Origin of the sequence: Aquabacterium sp. A7-Y, assembly GCF_026153205.1 — a bacterium.
Taxonomy (GTDB): Bacteria; Pseudomonadota; Gammaproteobacteria; order Burkholderiales; family Burkholderiaceae_C; genus Caldimonas.
Genome location: NZ_JAPFBW010000099.1, coordinates 1 through 564, shown reverse-complemented (window position 1 = coordinate 564; position 564 = coordinate 1). Strand labels below are relative to the sequence as shown.

General features: G+C 65.8%; 1 pseudogene. It reads left to right on the top strand.

Going from position 1 to position 564, the window contains the following annotated elements:
- Positions 1-564 (top strand): annotated as a pseudogene (locus tag OOT46_RS30690) (HAMP domain-containing protein); the annotation flags it as partial.

Sequence of the window (564 nt, the reverse complement as noted above, 5' to 3'; positions counted from 1 at the left end):
CAACACGATGGTGGACCAGCTGCGCAGCTTCGCCTCCGAGGTGACACGCGTGGCGCGTGAGGTGGGCACCGAAGGCAGCCTGGGGGGCAGGCGCGGGTGGAAGGCGTCTCGGGCACCTGGAAGGACCTGACCGACTCGGTGAACTCGATGGCCGGCAACCTGACCTCGCAGGTGCGCAATATCGCCGACGTGACCAAGGCGGTCGCGGCGGGCGACTTGTCCAAGAAGATCACGGTGGATGTGAAGGGCGAGATCCTGGAGCTGAAGAACACCGTCAACACGATGGTGGACCAGCTGCGCTCGTTCGCGGCCGAGGTGACGCGGGTGGCGCGCGAGGTGGGCACCGAAGGCAAGCTCGGCGGCCAGGCCGATGTGCAGGGTGTGGCCGGGACGTGGAAGGACCTGACCGAGTCGGTCAACTTCATGGCCGGCAACCTGACCTCGCAGGTGCGCAACATCGCGGAGGTGACGACGGCCGTGGCGGCCGGGGACTTGTCCAAGAAGATCACGGTGGATGTGAAGGGCGAGATCCTGGAGCTGAAGAACACCATCAACACGATGGTG